This window comes from Candidatus Rokuibacteriota bacterium, from assembly GCA_016188005.1.
Lineage (GTDB): Bacteria > Methylomirabilota > Methylomirabilia > Rokubacteriales > CSP1-6 > UBA12499.
Genome location: JACPIQ010000008.1, coordinates 30,984 through 49,500 on the forward strand (window position 1 = coordinate 30,984; position 18,517 = coordinate 49,500).

At 70.4% G+C, this 18,517-nt stretch carries 15 protein-coding genes; all 15 read right to left on the bottom strand.

Translation table 11 applies throughout. The features are described from left to right. Position 1 precedes the first annotated feature (1 nt). Positions 2-1,102, bottom strand: coding sequence for a glycosyltransferase (locus HYV93_01855; protein ID MBI2524703.1), 1,101 nt, complete (start codon positions 1,100-1,102; stop codon positions 2-4). Between the two features lies 1 nt (position 1,103). Continuing rightward, positions 1,104-2,981, bottom strand: a complete 1,878-nt coding sequence (gene asnB, locus HYV93_01860) for an asparagine synthase (glutamine-hydrolyzing) (protein ID MBI2524704.1) — start codon at positions 2,979-2,981, stop codon at positions 1,104-1,106. A gap of 2 nt (positions 2,982-2,983) precedes the next feature. Then, on the bottom strand, positions 2,984-3,592 hold the full coding sequence (locus HYV93_01865; GenBank protein ID MBI2524705.1) for a class I SAM-dependent methyltransferase: 609 nt from the start codon (positions 3,590-3,592) through the stop codon (positions 2,984-2,986). 2 nt (positions 3,593-3,594) lie between these two features. Beyond that, positions 3,595-5,136 carry an oligosaccharide flippase family protein gene (locus tag HYV93_01870; GenBank protein ID MBI2524706.1) on the bottom strand — a complete coding sequence of 514 codons (1,542 nt, stop codon included), beginning with the start codon at positions 5,134-5,136 and terminating at the stop codon, positions 3,595-3,597. Beyond that, positions 5,133-6,416: an O-antigen ligase family protein gene (locus HYV93_01875; GenBank protein MBI2524707.1), complete on the bottom strand. Its 1,284-nt coding sequence runs from the start codon at positions 6,414-6,416 to the stop codon at positions 5,133-5,135. The genes HYV93_01870 and HYV93_01875 overlap by 4 nt, the downstream gene beginning before the upstream one ends. Then, the gene (locus HYV93_01880) at positions 6,406-7,527 is read right to left on the bottom strand and encodes a hypothetical protein (protein ID MBI2524708.1); all 1,122 of its coding nucleotides are present in this window, start codon (positions 7,525-7,527) and stop codon (positions 6,406-6,408) included. The genes HYV93_01875 and HYV93_01880 overlap by 11 nt, the downstream gene beginning before the upstream one ends. A gap of 87 nt (positions 7,528-7,614) precedes the next feature. Then, a complete protein-coding gene (locus HYV93_01885) occupies positions 7,615-8,550 on the bottom strand; it encodes a methyltransferase domain-containing protein (GenBank protein MBI2524709.1) in 936 nt (311 codons plus the stop codon). 22 nt (positions 8,551-8,572) lie between these two features. Further along, on the bottom strand, positions 8,573-9,964 hold the full coding sequence (locus tag HYV93_01890) for an alkaline phosphatase family protein (protein ID MBI2524710.1): 1,392 nt from the start codon (positions 9,962-9,964) through the stop codon (positions 8,573-8,575). A gap of 27 nt (positions 9,965-9,991) precedes the next feature. Then, a complete protein-coding gene (gene cysC, locus HYV93_01895) occupies positions 9,992-10,600 on the bottom strand; it encodes an adenylyl-sulfate kinase (protein ID MBI2524711.1) in 609 nt (202 codons plus the stop codon). Then, positions 10,569-11,771 (bottom strand): glycosyltransferase family 2 protein, encoded by a 1,203-nt coding sequence (locus tag HYV93_01900; GenBank protein MBI2524712.1) that lies wholly within the window; start codon positions 11,769-11,771, stop codon positions 10,569-10,571. Before HYV93_01900 ends, cysC begins: the two co-directional genes overlap by 32 nt. Further along, positions 11,768-12,742, bottom strand: coding sequence for a CpsD/CapB family tyrosine-protein kinase (locus tag HYV93_01905; protein MBI2524713.1), 975 nt, complete (start codon positions 12,740-12,742; stop codon positions 11,768-11,770). Before HYV93_01905 ends, HYV93_01900 begins: the two co-directional genes overlap by 4 nt. Further along, positions 12,739-14,013: a glycosyltransferase gene (locus tag HYV93_01910; GenBank protein MBI2524714.1), complete on the bottom strand. Its 1,275-nt coding sequence runs from the start codon at positions 14,011-14,013 to the stop codon at positions 12,739-12,741. Before HYV93_01910 ends, HYV93_01905 begins: the two co-directional genes overlap by 4 nt. After that, positions 14,010-15,080 (bottom strand): AAA family ATPase, encoded by a 1,071-nt coding sequence (locus tag HYV93_01915; GenBank protein MBI2524715.1) that lies wholly within the window; start codon positions 15,078-15,080, stop codon positions 14,010-14,012. Before HYV93_01915 ends, HYV93_01910 begins: the two co-directional genes overlap by 4 nt. Then, positions 15,077-16,780, bottom strand: coding sequence for a hypothetical protein (locus tag HYV93_01920; protein MBI2524716.1), 1,704 nt, complete (start codon positions 16,778-16,780; stop codon positions 15,077-15,079). Before HYV93_01920 ends, HYV93_01915 begins: the two co-directional genes overlap by 4 nt. Beyond that, positions 16,777-18,204, bottom strand: coding sequence for a sigma-54-dependent Fis family transcriptional regulator (locus HYV93_01925; GenBank protein ID MBI2524717.1), 1,428 nt, complete (start codon positions 18,202-18,204; stop codon positions 16,777-16,779). The genes HYV93_01920 and HYV93_01925 overlap by 4 nt, the downstream gene beginning before the upstream one ends. Between the last annotated feature and the right edge of the window lie 313 nt (positions 18,205-18,517).

The following is an 18,517-nucleotide window of genomic DNA, read 5'->3' on the forward strand; positions in this document are numbered from 1 at the left end:
TTCAACCCCGCTTTCGCTGGAGAAGCTGCTGGTAGAGCACGTGGAACTCGCTGACCATTCGCTGGACGGGGAACTCACGCGCGATCCGCCGCCGTCCCTTCTCCCCCATGGCCCGCGCCATTGACGGATCCTTGAGGAGAAGCACGATGCGCTCGGCGAGCGCGGCCGGGTCGCCCGGCGGGACGAGGAACCCCGTCAGGCCGTCCTCGACCACCTCGGGCGTCCCCCCGATCGGCGTGGCGACGACCGGCAGTCCTGCCGCCATGGACTCGAGCACCGCGTTCGGCAGTCCCTCGTTGTTCTTCGACGTGAGGACGGACACCCGCAGCCGCCTGACCGCGGCCCGCAGCGCCTCGCCCTCGAGGCGCCCGAGGAACTCCACGCGGTCGGCGATCCCCATCTCGCGCGCGCGCTTCCGCATCGCCGCCTCCAGGGGGCCGGAGCCGACCAGGACGAAGCGGATCGCTGGGACGCGCCGGATCACCTCGGCCGCCGCGCGCAGGAACGTCACGTGATCCTTCTGCTCGCGGAAGTGCGCCACCATCCCGACGGTGGCGTCACCCTCGACGGCGGGTGGTACGGGCGCCGGCCAGAGGGCGAGATTCACCCCGTTCCGCACGACGACGAGCTTCGCGGGCGTCACCCCGTGCACGACGAGGTCCCGCCGGACGGACTCGGAGTTGACCACGACGCGGTCCGCGAGCCGCCAGCCCGCGCGGTCGGCACGCCGCTGCACGGGACGCAGGTGCGCACCGAGGTCGCGCCGGCCGCCGACGCGCACCGGCACGCGGGCGAGCCATGCGGCCAGGAGTCCGGGCAGGTTGCTGTAGAAGCCGTACGTCTGGACGACGTCGGGACCGAGATGGCGGATCGCGCCGGCCAGGCGCGCGAGATTCCGCGGGAATCGGGGGGACCGAAAGCTCCCGACCGGCACGGCATGGGCGGCCAGGCCCGAGGCCTCGAGCTCAGCTAGCAACGGTCCCCCCTGTAGGTACAGGACACGGCTGTCCGCGCCGAGGGCGACCAGCCCCCGCGCCAGCTCCAGACACTGCTTCTCGGTCCCCCCCGGCGCTAGGTTGTCAATGACGTGGACCACCCGCATGCTAGGGTCGCGTCGCCACGAAGGCGCGGTGCCACAGCTCGAAGACGAGCAGGCACCAGAGCCGCTGCAGGTACTCGGGCCGCGCGGTCTCACGGTAGAGCGCGAACAGCGACTCCACCGCGGGACGGCGGAGGAGACCGTGCGCGAGCGCGCCGTCGGCGAGAAGGTGGTCGTGAAGGTAGCCGCCGAGCCCATCGCGGAACCACGCGGCGATCGGCACGGCGAACCCCTGCTTGCTGCGGAACAGCACCTCGCGGGGCACGAGATCGGTGAGGGCACGCTTCAGGAGGTACTTCGTCGCGGTCCCGCGCAGGCGCTGGCCCGGAGGCAGTGCCGCCGCGAACTCGACCAGCTCGTGGTCGAGCAGGGGCACGCGAGCCTCGATCGAATGCGCCATGCTCATCCGGTCGACCTTGGTGAGGATGTCTCCGGGAAGGTAGCTCTTGAGATCGAGATACTGCAGGCGCGACGGGAAGCCGAGGGTGGCGCCGCGCGCGACGTGGGGCGCGAGCGCGTCCTCGACCTCGGGGAGCCCGCCGAGGACGTCCGTCGACACGAGCCGGCGCACGGCCGCCGGACGGAAATGGGACACGCTGTCCAGGTAGCGCTCGGTCCGCGGCAGCGAGACGTTAAAGAGGTAGTTCTTGCCGCGCGTCCCCTCGGGGAGGGTATCGCTCAGCCGCCGCACGAGGCTGCCCGCGCCAACGCGGGAGAGGGCATCCCAGCCGCGACGGCGGCGATCAACAACGTAGCGGTCGTAGCCCGCGAACAGCTCGTCGCCGCCGTCACCCGAGAGCACGACCTTGACGTGCTCGCGGGCGAGCCGCGAGACGAAGTAGGTCGGGATGGCGGAGGGGTCGGCGAACGGCTCGTCGAAGTGCTCGACGATGCGCGCCAGCAGGTCGAGGCTCTGCGGCTCGACGACGAGCTCGTGATGCTCGGTGGCGAAGCGCGCCGAGACGAGACGAGCCCACGGAAGCTCGTTGAATGACGGTTCCGCGAAGCCGATCGAGAAGGTCTTGACGGACCGGCCCAGCTCGGCGGCCATCAGCGCGACGACGGCGCTCGAGTCGATGCCGCCCGAGAGGAAGGCGCCAAGAGGCACGTCGCTGACGAGATGGCTCCGCACGCTGTCGGCCAGGCGCTCGCGCAGCTCTTCGGGCCGCCAGGCTCCAGGCGCTTGACGTGAGGCCTCGAAGAACGGCACCGGGTCCCAGTAAGCGTGGACCTCCGGCGCGGTCCCCGGCGCCGCCACGAGCACGTGGCCAGGCGGCAGCTTCCTGACACGCCGGAAGATCGAGAGCGGGTCGGGCACGTAGCCGTAGCGCAGGTAGGCGCAGAGCGCCTCGACGTCGACCGTCCGCTCGAAGCCCGGAACGCGGAGGATGGACTTCAGCTCGGAGCCGAACACGAGGCCGGCGGGCGTCTCGGCGTAGTAGAGGGGCTTGATCCCGAGGCGGTCGCGGGCGAGGACCAAGCGTCCGGCCCGCGCATCCCACAGCGCGAAGGCGAACATCCCACGAAGCCGCTCGACACAGTGCCGTCCGCGATCCTCGAAGAGGTGGACGAGGACCTCCGTGTCCGACGTCGTCGCGAAGCTGTGGCCGCGGTCGAGCAGCTCGTGGGTCAGCTGGCGGTAGTTGTAGATCTCGCCGTTGAACACCACCTGCAGGCGGCCGTCCTCGCTTCCGATCGGCTGGTGGCCCGTCTTGAGGTCGATGATGCTGAGGCGCCGCATGCCGAGCCCGATGCCACGGCTGACGAAGAAGCCCTCGTCGTCGGGACCGCGGTGACGGATGACGTCGCCCATCGCGCGGAGCACGGCGGCGTCGGGTGTGCGCGTACGGTCGGCCATGAGGACGCCGAAGATCCCGCACATGATCAGGTTCGCCGGAGCCGCACGTGCACGAACACGGGCACGCCCAGGAACGGGGGCCCGTGCACCGCGCGGGCCACGGCGAGGCCCTGGCACGCGAAGTACCGCCGGAGGCGCGGCAGTGTCTGGTAGATAGTGTCCCCCACGCGGCGCGTGCCCGTCAACGCGTACAGCCAGGTGTTGAGCAGAGTGCGGAGCGCGTAGATCCGCCGCCGAAGTGAAGGTGACGTGACCAGGTACGCCAGGTAGTACCCCGCCCCATGCACCGACAGCTCGCACTCGCCGCCTGGTCGCAGGACGCGCGCGATCTCGGCTACGGCCCGGGCCTCGTCGGTGTACGGGAGCACTACCTTGCTGACGACACCGTCGAAGGCGCCCGTCCGGAAGGGGAGCTCCTCGCCGCGGGCGACCAGTGCGCCGAGGCCGGCGGCGGCGGCGGCCGCGACCGCCCGCCGGTCTATGTCCACGCCGACCGTCCAACATCCCCGGGTTCGCAGCGCCCGCATCTGGTCGCCCGAGCCGAGGCCGAGATCCAGCACGCGCGCGCCCCGCGCGAACACCGTGTGATCGTAGTTGGCCACCAGGTAACCGTACCAGGTGTCTGTCCAATGCACGGCTAGTGGTCCTCCGCTGCCCCCGCAGCCAGTGCGCGGCCCTCGACGACGGGCACGCCTCGCGTAGCGGCCCGCGACGCCCCGCGCAGGCCGGCGATGCTCGCTCGGAGCGCCGCGATCCGGTCCCCGTACCCGCCGGGAAGCGAGAGAGAGCGGAGCGCGAGTAAACCGAGGGCCGCGAGCAACGCCATCCGGAGCGCCAGGGAGACGATGGCGGGCTCCCTGGGAACCCACTGCGCGACCACGAGCAGTGCAGCCGCGTACACCAGGAGCCGCAGTGGGCGCCGGGCCTTGAAGTCGATCCTGTGGACGCGCTGCGATACCCAGTAGGTCATGATCACCTCGACGGCGGCGGTGGCCGCGCGGGCGAGCGCGGCGCCAGAGGCGCCGAGCCGCGGCACGAGGAGGAGGTTCGCGCCGACGTTCAGTCCGCAGAGCGCGGCCGCGATCAGACCCATGAGCCAGGTTCGGTTCGTCACGAGGATCGCTGTCTTGAACGGCTCGACGACGCCGGCGAGGACGTAGCACAGCACCAGGAGGGGAACGATGTCGGCGGCGGGCCAGAACGCCGGAGGCGTGAGCACGCGGATCGCGTCGCCGACGAAGAGGCAGAGCGTGAAGCCCGCGAGCACCAGCACGATGACGACCGCCTCGAACATCCGCGGGAAGAGCCGGGCGGCGCGTGCGTCGCGGCCCACCTCGAACTGCAGCGGCTCCCACACCTGGCGCAGTGGCTGGACGACAAGGAGCAGGATGACGGTCCCGAAACGGCTGGCGAGCGAGTAGATGCCAACGTCGGCGAGCGAGCCGTACCACGCCACGAACAGCCGGTCGGCGAGGTTGACGACGAACCAGCCCGCCAGCGCCGGCAGCGTTGGCGCCCCATAACGTACCAGTCGGGCGAGAGCGTCCCTCGCGAGGGTGGCGCCGACGGCGCGCAGTGTGCGGCCCCCGAGCACGGCAAAGAGCAGCCCCCGGATGATGATGTTGCCCCAGAGGACACCGTCGACGCCCCATCCGAGCCCGACGATGAACACCACGTTCAAGACGACCGTGAGGACCAGCTCGACGAGGGAAGCCTTCACCACGACCGCAGGGGCCTTCACGGCACGGAAGTACGCCAGGGGGATCTCCAGGCAGTTCGACAGGAAGAGCCCGACCAGGCCGAGCCTGACGTAGTGCGCGAACTCCCCGCTGCCGAACGTCAGTGCCGCCAGCGGTCCCGCCGCCGTGAAGGCGAGGCCGGCGCCGAGCGCGGTCACCCCCGCGGAGAAGAACAGGCCCGTGCTGATGACCTCGGGATGCGCCTCGCCGGCTTCGTCCCGGTAATGGCGGATGACGGCCGTGCTCATTCCAAAGCCCACGAAGATGCCCACGAGGTGGATGGTGGTCGTCACCATCTCGAGGACCCCGTAGTCCGCCGGTGTCAGGTAGCGCGTGTACACGGGCACCAACAGGAAGCCGACGACGCGGCTGGCCATTGCCCCCGCGCTATAGACGGCCCAGTGCCGGACCATCTCCCGGATCGACGCGCCTCGGCTCATACCGATGCCGCCGTCGCCGCGACGACGCGCCGGGCGATGCGCTGGAACGCCACCGCGAAGCCGGCGACGTAGTAGAGGTAGAAGTTGTAGGCGACCGGGGCGAAGATGCCACCGACGAGGAAGCCGTAGAGGGACAGCTCGATGCCCAACCCGAGGCCGACGAGCGCCCGCGCCTCGGGGATCCCGGCGAGCTCGCGGAGCGCGCGCCGGAGGCCGGTCACCACCTTCCAGCACAGGAGCACGAAGACGACGAAGCCAGCGACGCCCAACTCGGAGCCGACCTGCAGGTACATGTCGTGGACGGGCGACCAGCCGAAACCCCCTTCCGCGAGGGCCACCTCGTTCATCCCGACGCCGACGCCGAGGAGAGGGTGCTGGAACATCAGCAGGAACGCGTTCTGCATCCCCTCCCAGCGCGCTGTCGACGAGCCGCTGAGGTCGGCGCTCGCGTCGAAGATCGCGTAGATCCGGCTCGCGTACCCGGCGGGCGCGATGGCGAACACGACGCCGGCGACGGCGGCAACCGCGAACATTGCGCCGACGCCCGCCCTCTTCACGAGCCGCGCCGTCGCCACGAGCGCCATCGCCGCCAGATCGAGGAACCCGGCGCGAGAGAAGCTGACCATGATCCCGAACAGCATCAGCAGCATCGTCGGCAGCAGGACGATCCGGGCGACCACCGAGCGCGACCACAGGAAGAGGCCGAGGGCGAGCGGCAGCAGCAGGTTGAGCGTCAGCGCGAAGTCGTTCGGGTTCATGGTGAGGCCAGAGGTGTAGCCGACGATGCGGGTCGTGCCCTCCAGGAACTGGCCGGACAGGAACGCGTAGATGCCGGTGATCGAGATGACGACCGAGCAGCCGATCATGAGCCGGAGGATCCGGCCGAGCCGCGACGGCGTGGTGAGGGTGTTGGCCAAGAGCAGGAAGATGATCACCGACTTCGAGTACTTGTCCAGGACGTGAGCGAGGCTGCCACCCGGCCACGTGGAGAGGGGGACCGACAGCACGGCCAGGGCGACGAGCCACAGCACCAGGCGGATCTCCGGCGTGACGATCGTGATCGGCTGCCGCGGCCCTCGATTGCCGCGGTAGGAGACGATCGCGAGCGCGCCGGACACCCACGCCAGCCGCAGCTCCCCCAGTTGGGGAACGATGGCCTGCGGGGTGACGAGCAGGACGAAGGTGAAGAACATCAGGCAGCGGAAGGCGAACTCCCCGCCGGTCTGCGGGGACACCGGCGCCCGGACGGCGTGCGCGGCGGCGGGAGCGCTACCGGTCATGACCGTGCCCTGGCACCACGACCGCCTCGCGGTTCAGGTACGGCGGGATCCGGAAGTCCCTGAACCGGCCCGGGTCGCCGTCGTGGCCTGCCTCGGCCGCCTTGACGACGTTGTAGAGCTCGCGGGCGGTGACGTAGTGGAGGCGGTAGCCTGGCCGGTCGCGGAATCGCGCCTCGATGTGGGCGTGGAGCTGCTCGGCGTCATCGCCGAGCAGCGCGCCGAAATGCCGCTCCTCGGCGCCGTGACACGAGACCTTCACGACGATCCACTCCGGCCGCCCGGCCACGTGCACGTGCTGGCGGACCCAGCGCCGCACGCGCTCCGGCGTGCCGGGGTAGCGCCTCATGATTTCGGCGTTGTCGACGCCGGGCAGGAGACCGAACCTTCTCCGCCGCCAGTCGAGCGCTAGTGGTCCCTGGATGATCAGGAGGCCCTCCCGGTCGGTCATGCCTACGCGGGCTCTCACGCCCCGGTCGTGTGACCTGGGCGCCGTGGGATCGTCGACGGCGTAGTAGATGGCATTGATCGTGCGGGTCTGGCTCACCGCAGGTGCCGTCGGCATGCTGAAATCCGCGAAGCACCCGGTCTCCCGGAGGACGTCCAGCTCGTTGTCGACGCCGCACCAGCGCGGATCCCCCATGGAGTTGTCGAGCGCCATGTTCCCGTGGATGAAGCCGTAGGTGACCAGGCCGGGCTCGCCGCGGGTGACGAGCGCCCCGTGTCTGCCGAAGTTCTCGACCGCCGTCTGGATGCGCTCCCGTAGCGTCGCCGAGGTGTCGTAGTGGTGATGCAGGTGCAGCTCCACCTCGCCGAGCCCCTGCCGGGCGAACGTCGTCAGAGCCTCGAGATACTCCGCCCGGTATTGCTCGCCCGGGAAGAACCACGTGTGCTGGGGCGGCACCCCGTCAGAGTCCCTGTGGCGCGCGGTTAGCTTTGGATAGCGCTCGAGCCAGGCCTCCACCTGCTCCGGTCGGGTCGGCTCGAAGTGATCGACGAAGCAGAAGAGCACGTGGACAGCGCGACCATCTCGAGGTCGGGGCGGTCGGCGGGTGACCGCCTGGAGCAGGCACGGAGCGAGCCACCGGCCGACGTGCTTGCCGGGCCACATCATGGAGCCTGCGCGGCGATGGAGCCCGCGCAGCGCGACAGCGGGCGCAAGCCGGCGGCAGCGAGGGGAAGCAGCCATGTGTTCATGGCGCTAGGCCTTGACCCCCCGCATGCAGATCGCGATCTCGAGAACGTCGATGTCGACGAACCCGGCAGTCTTGAACCAGCGGAAGACTTCGGGATACGTGAGCTTGAACTGGTACTTCGGCGTGTACCAGTCGAAGGTGTTCAGCCAGCGCCACCGCCAGTTCGGATGCGGGCTGACCGGCAGGAGCGTCTGCAGGACCCGGCCCAGGACCGGCAGACGATAGGGGTAATAGAGGGGTATCGCGAGCGCCGACATCCAGTACATGACGGGCAACGGAAGCCGCGTCGCCACGCGCCGGATGACGTCCGAGGAGTGGCGCGCCAGGCCGATCGCGGGGTACACATAGATCGCCATCTGCCCGCCCCGCCTGATCGTCTGGGCGACCTTGTTGAAGGCCAACGCGGGATCGGGCGTATGGTGCAGGACACCGATTGAAAAGGCGACCTGGAACGTCCCAGGGCGGAACGGCATCGCGAACAGGTCCGCCTGGACGAGGTGAACGCGCTCCCGGCGGCCGACGTTCTCGAACGCGCTGTCCACCGCGCTCGTAAGGTCCACGCCGACGACCTCGCCGCCCCAGTGCGATACCACATCCGCGTATCTTCCAGCGCCGACACCGGCATCCAGCACCAGCGCGCCCTCGATGTCGGGCCGCGTCCAGCCGGTCTGCTCGCGGAACGCGTCCTCCGACTCCGAGGTGCGGTTAGCGGCGTCGAGCTGGACGGCCTTGAATAGGCTCCATTCGTAGCCGAAGCTCTCCGCATAGCGGCCGTTCTGGACGAATCGGGGAACACCACCGCGGATGGGATACCGGGCGTCACACGGCGGGCACGTGAGCATGCCATCCATGATCTCGGTTCCGTTCGTCGTCGCCTCGGCCAGGTCGAGCTGGCCGGTGCAACGGGGACAGACAAGGAACTCGGTGGCTCGCGACTTCACTGCCCGACAGTGGCTCCGCGGCTCATCCCGTGAAGACCCCGCCTTCCATCTCTCCGGGCACCTCGAGCCCCATCAGCGTCAGCAGCGTCGGTGCGACGTCCATGAGTTGGCGTCCGTCCATCCGCCTTCCCCCCTGCCGGCCGTTGGCATTCCAGAGGATGAAGATGCCGTGCTGCGCGTGGTTGGCGTCGTCGGGCCCGGTGTCGTTGTCGAACGTGTGAACCCGCCCGATCCCGACGCTGCCCACCGAGCGCCAGCGGAGATCGTCGAAGTAGATCATGAGGTCCGGCGCGATGCCGTTGACCTCGGCGTACACGTCCTCCGGCCGCACGACGCGGGTCTCGAGCGGCCGGCCCAGGTGATCGGGAATCGCCCCGAGTCTCGCGCGCAGCTCGTCCCTGACCGCCTCGTAGCGCTCGGGCGGGACGAGCCCCTCGGGCTCGCGCCCCCGCACGTTGAGCGAGAGCCGGCCGTAATAGCCGCCCTCGCCCCACGCGGTGGTCCGCGGCCAGTCGACCATCTCGGGCTTGAGCGGCGCCGGCTGGGCCGGACGGTCGCGGAGCACGAGGTACCCCTCCCGGATAAGCCACTCGTTGAGACAGATGCCGCCCGCCATGCCCTTCGCACCGTGGTCGGAGACCACGAGCACGGCGGTGTCCTCGTCCAGCAGCGCGAGGAGCTCGGCGATCTGACTGTCGAGATACACGTAGTAGTCACGGATGGCGTGCTCGAGCGGGTTGCCCGGCACGTGCTTGGGATGGTCGGGGTCCATGTACTTCCAGAAGCCGTGGTGGATGCGGTCGATGCCCATCTCGACCATCATGAAGAAGTCCCAAGGTTTCGTGCGGAGCGCGTGACGCGCGAGTCGGAACCTCTTCTCCGTCATGTCGTAGATCTGGCGGAGGATGTTCGGCTTGTCGTCGCTCCGGAAGCCCTCGACATCGAAACGGTACGTGCCGACTAGCCCCTCGACCTCGCTCTTGAACGAGGCGGGATACGTGTACTGGACCTGGTCGCTCGGTGTCAGGAAGCACGTCACCATGTGGCCGTGAACGGGCTTTGGCGGGTAGGTCTGGGGGACACCGATCAGGACAACGGGCCGCCCGGCCGTCGAGCAGTGATCCCACACCGTCGGCTCCTTCACGGCGAGCGAGTTCGCGAGGGCCAGGCCCTTGTAGGAGTGGTCGGTGCGATTACGGAACCCATAGAAACCGAGCCGGCCGGGGCTCTTGCTCGTCATCATCGAAGACCATGCGGGCACGGTGATCGGTGGATCGCAGCTTCGGAGTTCGCCCCAGACGCCCTCGCGCATGAGCTTGCCGAGCGTGGGAAGCCGATCGCGCCAGCGGTCGAACACGAGCTGCGGCGTGGCGCAATCCAGACCGAGGACGAGGACCTTCTTCGCGTGAGTCACCAGCAGTATCTGCCTCTCTGAACCAAGCTACAGTGCGAGGTATCCGAGCCGGTCCAGCGCGGCCAGGATCTTCTGGACGCTCTCGTCGAGGCTCTCCTGTCCGGTCTCGACCGCGACCTCGGGGGATACCGGCGGCTCGTACGGGTCGGAGACGCCGGTGAAGTTCGGCAAGCCTCCCGAGAGGGCTTTCCTGTACAGCCCTTTCACGTCGCGGCGGATGCATTCCTCCAGCGGGCAGTCGACGTAGACCTCGACGAAATCACCGATCTCTGCGCGCGCCTCGTTCCGGATCTCGCGATAGGGGGAGATGGCGGCCGTTATCGCGACGACCCCGTGACCAGCGAGGAGCTTGGCCACGTACGCGATCCGCCGAATGTTCTCGTCGCGGTCGGCCTTGCTGAAACCCAAGCCCCGCGTGAGCCGGAGCCGAACCTCGTCGCCATCGAGCACTTCCACCGGACGGTCGCGACGCAGCAGCTCCTTTTCCAGGGCCCGCGCGAGGGTGCTCTTGCCGGCGCTGGGGAGGCCGGTGAACCAGACGACGAAGCCACGGCTGTGTGCCATCAGGCGGATCTGTCTGTCGCCCTCGTCTACCACGTGGGGCTCATGCCCTTCGTTGCGGTGCGGAGGACACATCAACTCGCTGCCATGTGCCGTCCTGGCGGGCGAAGAGGTACTTGAGGAGCCCCACGAGGAAGGCCAGGTGCATGGCCACCAGGTAGTAGCCGAGGAGGGCGAAGCGGATGCCGCGCACCTGGTCGTGGAGGAGGAGGCCAGCGGCCGCCCAGGTGTAAAAGGCGAGCTGGCCCACCAGGGCGGCCTGGTAGAACGGGCTGTCCGAGAGGGCCCAGTTGCTGGCCAGGAGGCCGATCATGGAAAACGGCAACACCCAACGCAGGATCTTGTGGGAGAAGAAGGCGAGGTGAGTGGCCGCATCCAGCCGCATGCCGAGGAAGTGGCGTAGCTCGCGGAAGGACCCCACGGCCAGGCGCACGCGGCGGGTGAACTCGCCCTCGACGGAGGGCGCGGCGAAGTCGATGGCCACGGCCTCCGGGTCGTGGACGATGCGGTAGCCGAGGCTGCGCGCCCGCATGGGGATGACGAAGTCGTCCAGGAGCACCGTCGGGTCGAGCACCGTGTAGCACTCGCGACGCAGGGCATAGATGGCGCCGCTCGCCTGCAGGTTGATGTCGAGGCGGGATTCCAGGAGCCGGAGCATGCACTCGTACTTCCAGTAGATGCCCTCGGTCTGGTCCGATTCCCTGCTGCTCTGGAACTGGAGGGCCCCGCACACGACGCCGACGCGGGGGTGGGCGAAGTGGCGGACGAGGTTCCGGAGGGCGGCGGGGGCGAAGAGGGTGGCGGCGTCCGAGAAGACGAGGATGTCGGAGTTGGCGCGGGCCACCGCCTCGTTGAGCGCATTGGCCTTGCCTTTCCGGTCGGGCAGCAGGATGACCTGGATGTTCTCGTCCTTGGCTGCGCTGAGGATGTCGTTGGTGTCATCCGTGGAGCCGTCGGAGACGAAGACGACCTGGAGCTTGTGGGCGGGGTAGTCCAGCGCCCGGATATTGGCGATCTTGTCGGGCAGCCGCCGCTCCTCGTTGTGGGCGGGGACGATGAGGGTGATCGTGGGGGCTCCCTCGCGCGCGAGGGCCGCGCGGCGCCGGTCGCGGCGGGAGTTGATGTAGCGCCAGTCGCGCGCCGCCTGGACGAGGGCCGAGGCGACGAAGAGGAGGATGGGGTACAGGAGATACGTGTAGACCACCAGAAAGCCGGAGAGCCAGAAGATGGAGGCGGCAGGTGTCATCGCCGGCGCCTCCTGGGCCGCCCCGGCCGGAGCGCGGCCGCAATCGTCTTGACGCGCTTGACGGTGCGCCTCCAGGGACCTGCGCCATTCCCGTTGGGAACGGCCTCGGGGCTGTACGTGTAGCCTGCGTAGTAGCCGGAGTAGTAACCCGACAGCGCGTGGTCGTCGCCGTTGAAGACGAGACCGATCATCCTGGCGGGGTCGATGACGTTGAGGGCCTCCTCTACCAGTCGGCGCGGCGTCCGATGGGCCTGGACCACGAGGAGGAAGCCGTCCACCCAGCGGCCGATGACGCGGCAATCCTGCACCGGGACCAGGGGCGGGGCGTCCACCACGATGTAGTCGAAGCGGCTGCGCGCCTCGTCCAGGAGGGCGCCGAGCCGCGGGGACTTGAGCAGCTCGTAGGGGCTCGGCGGGGTCTGGCCGGCGCGGATCACGCTGAGGTTGAACGGAGGCCGGTCCTCGATGACCTCGGCGAGCCCCACGGCGGGGTCCACGATGGCGTTGACGAGGCACCGGCCGTGCACGCCCTCGAGGCCGAGGAGGTGGCCGAGGGCGGGACGGCGCAGGTCGGCGTCCACCAGGAGGACGCGCGCCTCCGGGGCCTGGGCCAGCGCCCCGGCGAGGTTGATGGCGGTGGTGGTCTTGCCGTCGCCGACGGCGGCGCTGGTCACGGCGAGGACCTGGACGCCCCCCGCCCTGTGGCGCTGCTCCACGATGTGGCGGAGGGCGCGGTACTGCTCGGCCTCGAATGCGGCGGGGGTGAGGAGGCTCACGAGATGCTCGTCCACGCCCTGCGGGATCTCGGCCGGCGCCGGGGCGGCCCGCGGGTGGCTCGACTTCTCGGCGGCATCCAGGGGCTCCTGGCCCTGTGTCTGAGCGGGCGCGGGGTCCGGGCGGTGGCCAGCGGCGTCGCCTCGCGCCTGGCGGTCGCGCTGCGCCTGCTCGAGGGCCTCGAAGAACTTGCTCATCTCGGCATCGCCCGGGGCTCGCCGCTGGCGGTGAGGGCCAGTTCCACGGCGGCGGGTCGTATCGCGATGGCCCGAGAGGGCTTGCGCAGGGGCACCGTCGCCTCGATCAGGGCCGCCAGGCGGCCGGCGGAGGCTTCCCAGGAGTGACGGGTCCGGGCGAAGGCGAGCCCCCGGGCCGCGAGCTGCGCGCGGGGGATCGGGCTCGCCAGCAGATGGAGCAACTGGCGGGCGAGCACCGTGGGGTTGTCCTCGATGACGAGGTCGCAGTCGGGGACGGCACCGAGCCCGGCGGCGGCGCTGGACGTGGCGACGACCGGCAGGCCGGTGAGCATCGCCTCGACGATGCCCGCCGCTGGCCCGCGTGCGGGCGGCAGCGGGGCCACGGCCAGGGTGGCGCGATGGAGCGCGCCGCGGAGGTCCTCGGGAGGCGTCACGAACTCGATCCCCGCGATGTCGGCCAGGCGCCGCGCCGAGACGGGCGGGTTCAGGCTGGCGACCAGGAAGCCGGCGTCGGGGCGGGCGGCCTTGACCGCGGGAACCGTGGTCAGGCAGAAGCGGGCCAGGGCCTCGACGCCCGCCGCGTCGTCGAGCCGCCCGACGATGGCGACGGTACCGTTCGAGGAGAGGCGCGTGACAGGCGCGAAGTGCGCCTCGTCAACGCCGTCCAGGATGACCGTGACGGCCGCCCCGGGGGCGCGGGCCAGCAACGCGCGCGCCGCCGCCGGGCTCGCCGCGATGCAGTGGGCAGCGCGCCTGACGGCTGCCGTCTCCGCGAGGCGCAGGCGCGCGGCCTCGGTGCGGCAGAAGTTGGCGGCGGGGAAGGCATGGGCCGCCGCCTGGCGCTCCCACCAGTCGGAGTCCACGTGGCCGAAGTCGGCCACCACGGGGATCCGCGGGTCGAGCTCGGCCGCGTACGGCATCATGCTCGAGGAGGAGACGTAGACGAGATCGAAGGGCTCCGCGGTCAGCCGCTGGGCCACCCGGGCGCGGAGAGCCTCGGAGCGAAAGTAGGTGACGGATCGGGACTGGCCGGTGACGACGCGCACCGCGGCGGAGAGGTTCCGCCATCCCCGCGGCAGGACGGCGAACTCGATGTCGCCGAACTCGGTCCGGAGCGCGGCCACGGGGCCCGCGATGTCGGTCTGGTCTGTCACGAAGGCGAGGGTGAGGCGGTGGCTCGGGAGGAGGCACCGCGCGAAGCGGTACTCCCTCCGCGCCTCCTCGGCGCGGCGCGGGACGGGCAGCCAGCGGGCGAGCATGAGGATCTTCATCGCCCGAGGAGCCCCCGGGCCGAGCGCATGGCCTGCTCGATGAGGTCGGCGCCCTGATCGAGGAGATGGAGCAGGAGGCCGGGGTCGAGGAAGGCGAGGCCCGCCACTCCCGCCAGGCCGGCGATCGCGGCCAGCCCCCAGGCGCTCGGGGCCAGCGGGCGGGTCTGGGCGCCCCGCACGGGCGCCCGGCCGCGCGGCAACGCCGAGACGGGGGGCGCGCTCGCGACGGGGCGCCGTCGTGTGACGGGGCGGCGGGTCCGCGGGCCGCCCTCGAGATAGGTGATGGCCTCCTCGGCGACCTCCCGGCTGATCCGGCGCTGCTGGTCGGCGTAGGCCGTGACCAGGCAGTGGTCGCACACCATGTTGATGATGCGCGGGATGCCGCCGGCGTACCCGGCGATGGCGGCGACGGCGCCCGCGGAGAAGAGGTCGAGGTCGGGGCAGCCGGCCACGCGGAGGCGGGTGCGGATGTAGCTCCCGGTGTCCTCGGCGGTGAGGAGCGGCAGGGTCGTGCGCAGCCCGATGCGCTGCTTGAGCTGGCGGAGCTCCGGCAGGTCCAGCCTGTCGCGCAGCTCGGGCTGGCCGATGAGGACGATCTGGAGAATTTTCTCCGAGGTGGTCTCGAAGTTGGAGAGGAGCCGGATCTGCTCCAGGGTCGTGGGCTGGAGGTTCTGGGCCTCGTCCAGGATGAGGGCGGTGTTCTGTCCGGCGCGGCTGCGCTCGACGAGGAAGTTCTGGAGCGCGAAGAGCCGCTGGGCATGGGACTCCGCGGGCTTGGCGATGCCGAGGTCTCCGAGGGCGTACTCGAGGATGCCCTCGAAGGGCAGGAGCGAGTTGGCGACATAGGCGACAGCGGTGGTGCCGTCGAGGCGTCTCAGGAGTGCCTGGACCAGAGTGGTCTTGCCCGTGCCCACCTCTCCCGTGAGGAGGACGAAGCCCTTCCGCTCCTGGACGCCATAGACGAGCTGGGCCAGAGCCTCGCGGTGCCCCGGCGTGAGGTGGAGGAAGCGGGGGTCGGGCGTGGGGCCGAAGGGCTTTTCGGCGAGGCCGAAGAAGTCGAGGGTCACCGCGTGGCCCTCGTCGCGGCGTCCTGCGCGAGGAGGCGCACCAGGGACTCATTGCCGTGGGCGACGACATAGGAGCTGCCGGCCACGAGGACGAGGCCGAGTGTGGCGGAGGCGGCGGCGAGCCGGAAGCGGAGGCGCCGGCGCCGCCTGTCGTCCTCGCTGGCGATGCGGGGGATGCTGACCAGCACGGGCATGCTGGTGAAGGCGCGCAGCTCGCCCACCGAGTGGAAGGAGGTGTCGAGCATCTCCGCCAGCACGATGGCGCCGGCGGCGAGGCCGGCCGCGAGCCCGAGGCTCACGAGGAGGAGCCGGAGCCGGTTCGGCGCCACCGGGGTCGCCGAGGGCACCGCCGGGTCGAGGATGCGGAACTGCTCGCCCTTCTGGCGCTGCTCCATGCTCTCGGCGAGCTGTGCCTCCTCGTGACGCTTGACCAGCGAGTGGTAGAGCTCCTTGGTCGAGTCGTAGTCGCGCGACATCTCGAGGAATTCCTGCTCGCGACGTGGCGTGTTCTCGACGCGCGCCTGGTAGGCGGCGACGGCGCCGCGGAGCCGCTTGTCCTCGGCCTGGAGGATCTTGACTTCCGCCTCCGTGGCCTGGAGCGCCTCGCGCACACGGAGGGCATAGGGGTTGGGCGGAGGGGGTGGCGCGGCCGGCTGGCCCGGTTTGGCCGGCTGGGCCTGGGTCGATGTCGACTCGTAGTCGGCGAGCGCTTCCGGCACCTCTTCCTTCAGCGCGGCGATCTCCTGGCGCACCCGGGCCACGAAGGGATGCTCCTCGGTGTAGCGGGCGCGGGCGGCGGCCAGCTCCTGGCGGAGCCTCAGCATCCGGGCCGCAGGGTGCTCGCGCGCGGTGAAGCCGTCGGGGCCCATGCCGGGCGGCGCCCCCAGAGCGGGGAGGCGGACCAGCGAGGCCGCCTCGGCCATCTGGCCCTGCAGGGCCTCGCGGCGCTCGGCGGCGCGCACCTGGTTGTCGCTGTTGAGGCGGAGCTGGGTGTGGAGCGCCTCCAGCGTGGCCAGATTGGCCTGCATCTGCTGGGGCAGTTCCCCCATGTGGCGCTTGCGGAAGTCGCTCACCCGCTGCTCCTGCTCGTCGAGCCGCTTCTTGGTCTCGCCGAGCTGCGACTTGAGGAACTCGGCGGTGCCCGTGGCCTGCCGCTCGCGGACCTTCAGGTTCTCCTCGATATAGAAGGAGGCAAGCGTGTTGGTGACGAGCGCCACCGTCTGGGGGTCCCGCCCCTGGTAGGACAGCGCGAAGGCCGTGGTGGCGCCGGCCCGGCCCCGGGTCTCGGTGGATCTCAGATCGAGGCGGATGTCCTTGCGCATGCTCTCGATGACCTCCTCGCCCGACATCCGGGAGCGGAGATCGGGGTAGAGGCCGAAGCGGGCGATGAGCCCTTCGAGCCGCGAGCGGCTCAGGATCTCCTGGCTGATGGTGTGAAGCCTGGTCTCCAGCTCGCTCGTCACCGTGGGGCGGACGAAGGCTTCAGGCACCTGCTGGCGCTCCACGAGCACGGTGGCCGTCGAGCGGTGGAGGACAGGTAGCGCGGCGATGACGCTCACCGCTGCCGTGGCGGGGAGCGCAAAGACCAGGATGGCCAGCCACTTGCGCCGGCTCCAGGCCGCGCGCAGCCGGTCGAGACCGGCGCCCTTCTGCTGGGCGGGCTCCTCGCCCTCCATGAGAGATCGCGGCTCGGCGCTCATGGCTGCTGGCTGGCCGGGCGCCCGGGCTGGAGCCCGGCGTCCTTGAGCTTGTAGAGGAGGGCCCGGTAGGAGATGCTGAGCGCCCTCGCGGCCTTCACCCGGTTCCAGCGCGTCTCCTCGAGCATGCGGACGATGGCCTCGCGCTCGGCGGCCTGGGCGGCCTTCCTGCCGATGTCCTTCAGCGACACGCGCGCGGGGGCGGCCGGGCGCGGGGCGGGGCGGTCCTCGCCATTGGGCATGCCGCCGGGGAAGGGGCTTCGCGTCAGCCCGGGATCGCCCAGCACGATCATCCGCTTGATGACGTTCTCCAGCTCACGGACATTGCCGGGGTAGCGGTGGTGGTGGAGCCGCTCGACGGTCTCGGGCGGCAGCGTGAAGCCATCCCGCTGATAGAGCTTGGCGTAGCGCTGGACGAAGTACTCGGCGAGGAGCGGGATCTCCTCCGGACGCTCCCGGAGCGGCGGCACCTCGATCTGGATCACGTTGAGGCGGTAGAAGAGGTCCTCGCGAAAGCGCCCGGCGGCCACGGCCTGCTCGATGTTCTGGTTCGTGGCGGCCAGCACCCGCACGTCCACCTTGACGGTGTTGCGGCCGCCGACGCGGGAGAACTGGCCGTCCTGGAGCACGTGGAGCAGCTTGCCCTGGAGCGCCGGGTGGAGGTCGCCGATCTCGTCGAGGAAGATCGTGCCGTGGTTGGCGGACTCGAACTTGCCCATCTTGAGGGCATGCGCCCCCGTGAAGGCCCCGCGCTCGTGGCCGAAGAGCTCGGATTCGAGTAGCTCGCGCGGCACCGCGGCGCAGTTGACCTTGACGAAGGGCCCCGACTGACGCGCCGAGTGGTCGTGAATGGCACGGGCCACCAGGTCCTTGCCGGCCCCCGTCTCGCCGGAGATGAGGACGGTGACGTCCACGCGGGCGGCCTGGTCGATGATGTCCCGCGCCTCCTTCATCCGCGCGCTGCGCCAGAGGTCGAGCTCCTGGGCCAGACGGGCCCGCGGCTCCTCCTCCGGGGCCCGGCCCCAGGAGCGCCGCGGGCGGGCCAGCGCGCTCTTGATGGCGTTCTCCAGCTCCTCTGGGGTGAAGGGCTTCTGGACGAAGTCGTCGGCCCCGAGCGCCGTGGCCTCAGCCATGCGCTGCATGCCGCTGCCGCCATTGCCGTTGGCCAGCAGGATGATGGGGCCCGGGGCGCCCCCCTGGATCCTGAGCCGGCGCAGCAGCTCGGCCCCGTCGGCGCCGTCGAGGTTGAGGTCGAGGAGGCTGAAGATGAATTGGTTGTGGGCCAGGGCGGCGAGAGCCTCGTCCACGCTGCCGGCGAGCACGGGCTCGTAGCCACGGTTGACGAGGAGGCTCGCGAGATGGCGCTGCGTGACCGGATCGGCCTCGACCATGAGGACCAGCCGGGTTTTGGCACTCTCGTCGGGCATGGCTCGGGGCTCCGGGGCCGGCGGCGGTCCTCCCTCGTCCTGTGACCTTCGCTTCACCGGAATGTGGCCTTCACTGTGATCGCGCTTGCGTGCCGAGGTGCAGGCGAGTGATCAGCCACGCAAGTCCGGTTCCAGCCCCCCGCCCGGGCGCGCCCCTCCGCGACGCGGCGCATGCTCCTGGAAACGTAAAGTTTGCCGACTGGACCGCCGGGGAACTTGCCCCGCTTCGCATCGCCCGCGGGCCACGGCGGTGGAGTCCCGGCGCGTGCGTGGTTTACCCCGGAGGGATGTCGCGCTTGCGCATCGTCCCGCC

What these genes read in the sequence shown, in the direction of transcription:
- HYV93_01855 (MBI2524703.1), bottom strand. Translation starts at nt 1,102, where the DNA reads ATGCGGGTGGTCCACGTCATTGACAACCTAGCGCCGGGGGGGACCGAG.
- asnB (MBI2524704.1), bottom strand. Translation starts at nt 2,981, where the DNA reads ATGTGCGGGATCTTCGGCGTCCTCATGGCCGACCGTACGCGCACACCC.
- HYV93_01870 (MBI2524706.1), bottom strand. Translation starts at nt 5,136, where the DNA reads ATGAGCCGAGGCGCGTCGATCCGGGAGATGGTCCGGCACTGGGCCGTC.
- HYV93_01875 (MBI2524707.1), bottom strand. Translation starts at nt 6,416, where the DNA reads ATGACCGGTAGCGCTCCCGCCGCCGCGCACGCCGTCCGGGCGCCGGTG.
- HYV93_01880 (MBI2524708.1), bottom strand. Translation starts at nt 7,527, where the DNA reads ATGATGTGGCCCGGCAAGCACGTCGGCCGGTGGCTCGCTCCGTGCCTG.
- cysC (MBI2524711.1), bottom strand. Translation starts at nt 10,600, where the DNA reads ATGTGTCCTCCGCACCGCAACGAAGGGCATGAGCCCCACGTGGTAGAC.
- HYV93_01900 (MBI2524712.1), bottom strand. Translation starts at nt 11,771, where the DNA reads ATGACACCTGCCGCCTCCATCTTCTGGCTCTCCGGCTTTCTGGTGGTC.
- HYV93_01905 (MBI2524713.1), bottom strand. Translation starts at nt 12,742, where the DNA reads ATGAGCAAGTTCTTCGAGGCCCTCGAGCAGGCGCAGCGCGACCGCCAG.
- HYV93_01910 (MBI2524714.1), bottom strand. Translation starts at nt 14,013, where the DNA reads ATGAAGATCCTCATGCTCGCCCGCTGGCTGCCCGTCCCGCGCCGCGCC.
- HYV93_01920 (MBI2524716.1), bottom strand. Translation starts at nt 16,780, where the DNA reads ATGAGCGCCGAGCCGCGATCTCTCATGGAGGGCGAGGAGCCCGCCCAG.
- HYV93_01925 (MBI2524717.1), bottom strand. Translation starts at nt 18,204, where the DNA reads ATGCCCGACGAGAGTGCCAAAACCCGGCTGGTCCTCATGGTCGAGGCC.